Source organism: Mycolicibacter nonchromogenicus, assembly GCF_002101775.1.
In the GTDB taxonomy this organism is placed as follows: domain Bacteria; phylum Actinomycetota; class Actinomycetes; order Mycobacteriales; family Mycobacteriaceae; genus Mycobacterium; species Mycobacterium nonchromogenicum.
On the sequence record NZ_LQPI01000007.1, the window covers coordinates 1 to 2,549 of the forward strand.

3 protein-coding genes and 1 tRNA gene are annotated in these 2,549 nt (G+C 64.5%); 1 reads left to right on the forward strand and 3 read right to left on the reverse strand.

From position 1 onward, the window contains the following. Positions 1–36: 36 nt before the first annotated feature. Both AWC18_RS21535 and AWC18_RS00240 read right to left on the reverse strand, forming a co-directional pair. A complete protein-coding gene (locus AWC18_RS21535; RefSeq protein ID WP_165757951.1) occupies positions 37–261 on the reverse strand; it encodes a hypothetical protein in 225 nt (74 codons plus the stop codon). Between the two features lie 283 nt (positions 262–544). Continuing rightward, positions 545–617: transfer RNA gene (locus AWC18_RS00240), tRNA-Lys, on the reverse strand. Positions 618–852: 235 nt separating this feature from the next. Here AWC18_RS00240 and AWC18_RS00245 point away from each other — a divergent pair. After that, a complete protein-coding gene (locus tag AWC18_RS00245; RefSeq protein ID WP_272937675.1) occupies positions 853–2,001 on the forward strand; it encodes a L,D-transpeptidase in 1,149 nt (382 codons plus the stop codon). A 37-nt stretch (positions 2,002–2,038) separates the two neighbouring features. Here AWC18_RS00245 and AWC18_RS00250 read toward each other — a convergent pair. After that, positions 2,039–2,549, reverse strand: a 511-nt coding sequence (locus AWC18_RS00250; protein ID WP_208858298.1) for a VldE C-terminal domain-containing protein, incomplete at its 5' end; no start/stop codon positions are given.

Below are 2,549 nucleotides of genomic sequence, written 5' to 3' on the forward strand. Positions count from 1 at the left end.
AGATCACCCATCCAATCTGATTGGGTGGCCTACTTTTCAACCGTCGCGACTGGCCGGGTTCTCAACCGTCGTTAACAACGTGACTGCACCGCTCTCCTGCAACGAGGCGGCCGATCGCTTCACCTCTTCCAACTCCTGCGCGACCCCCCGATATACGGGGTCCATCTCTGGCCCTTGATAGGAAATGGTGGCGGAGGCAGTGCCACGCTCGGCGGGATGAAATGCGGAGAACGCACCGCGCACGATGATTTCGGTAGACATCTCGCGCACGGTACGCGTGCCCGGCGACAACACGATCGGACGCAGGGGAACGCGCGGGGTCGGAAACCGATCTGCCGACGCCGGCCCATAGGTGCCGTTTGCGGTCGGCCCCATCTGCCAACAAGAGCGGCGTGCATGAGGAAGTCCTCCACACGCACGGGTGGAGCAGTCGTCGACGCCGAGTCGCTTGGAAGGCGCGCGCACGACTGCACCTTTTGTCGCCACCCGTGGTGGGCGCAGGCGTTTGGAACAGAAAAACCCCTGGTTGACAGGGGTTTTGTTGTGCGCCGTCAGGGTTTCGAACCCCGGACCCGCTGATTAAGAGTCAGCTGCTCTACCAACTGAGCTAACGGCGCTGTGCGGTCGAGAACCGCGAAAGTGACAATAACAGGCGCCGCACCGGGAGACGAAATCGCGACGTCAGAGCGCACGCCCGCACGGATCAGCGGCAGTTCCGATTACCCACTAGACTGCCCTGCGAGCAGTATCAGCACTTCAGGTGGGAAAAGCATGGGGCAGGTTGGTTTGGCACAACGCTGCCGGGGGTTCGGGACCCGGGCGGCGGCATTGCTGACGGTTACGGCCGCGGTGATGAGCTTGAGTGCGTGTGGCAGCAATGCCGACGCCGAAGCGGTCAAAATCATCACCGACAAGGGCACGCCCTTCGCTGACCTGCTGATTCCCAAGGTCACCGCGTCGGTCACGGACAAGGCTGTCGGTGTGGCCGTGGACGCACCGGTGACAGTCATCGCTGAAGACGGCGTGCTTGATTCGGTCACCATGGTCAACGAGTACGGCGCGGTCGTCGACGGCAAGATCAGTCCCGACGGGCTGACTTGGGCGACCTCCGAGCAGCTCGGCTACAACAAGCGCTACACGCTCAACGCCAAGGCGCTGGGGCTCGGTGGGGTGACCAGCCGGCAGATGACCTTTCAGACGCACTCGCCGCAGAACCTGACCATGCCCTATGTCATGCCACGCGACGGCGAGGTCGTCGGCGTCGGTCAGCCGGTGGCAATCCGGTTCGACGAGAACATCGTCGACCGCGAGGCGGCCGAGAAGGCGATCACCATCACCACCGATCCTCCGGTGGTGGGCGCGTTCTACTGGCTGAACAATCGCGAGGTGCGCTGGCGGCCGCAGGCCTTCTGGAAGCCCGGAACCAACGTCGACGTGCAGGTCAACACCTACGGCGTGGACTTGGGCAACGGCGTCTACGGACAGGACAACGCGGCCAGCCACTTCGTGATCGGCGACGAGGTGATCGCCACCGTCGACGACGACACCAAGTCGATGGTCGTGCGCATCAACGGCGAAGTGGCCAAGACCATGCCGGTGTCGATGGGCAAGGACAGCACTCCGACCAACAACGGCACCTACATCGTCGGGGACCGGTTCGCCCACATCGTGATGGACTCATCGACCTACGGGGTGCCGGTCAACTCGCCCAACGGGTATCGCACCGACGTCGACTGGGCCACCCAGATCTCCTACAGCGGCATTTTCGTGCATTCGGCCCCGTGGTCGGTGGGAGCTCAGGGCTACTCCAACACCAGCCACGGCTGCATCAACGTCAGTCCCAGCAACGCGTTGTGGTTCTACGACCACGTCAAGCGCGGCGATGTGGTGCAGGTCAACAACACCATCGGCTCGCCGCTGCCCGGCAACGAGGGCCTCGGCGACTGGAATGTGCCGTGGCCGGAGTGGAAGGCCGGCAACGCCAAGGATTCGGCGCGCTGACGCGGTAGGCGTCACCAAGCCGAGTCACCAAGCCGGGTCACCAAGCCGGCGGGGGTCCGGCTTCCTCGCGCCGGTATTCCTCGTTGCCGTCGGGGTAACCCCCGCCGAACGTGGTGATGTGCACGTGATCGTAGTGGCCGTTGCCGCTACCGCTGGGCCCGGCCGGTGTGTAGTAGGTGCCCCGCCAGATCGCGTCCTGCATGGCGAACCGGTCGGCGTTCTGCCGGACGTACTCGACGATCTGGTCTCCAAGCGCGATGCCCTCTGGGCTGCCGGGGTTGGGGATCATCACGTCGATCGCCAGGCCGGAGGGATGCCAGCGCCGGCCGTCGGGGCGCACGCCGATCATGTCGTGGATCTGTGGGAATGCTTCGCTGATGCTGCGCTCGACCAGGATTGTCTTGACCTGCATACCGTTTTCGTTGGCGATCCCCGGTGGCAGCGACTGCGGGGCGGGCACGGCCCAATTCATGAAGTCGGGGAGTGGCAGTCCCCAAGCCTGCGGCGGGGGAGCGTCTTCGGGAGGCGGGGGCAGGTCTTCTGGAGGG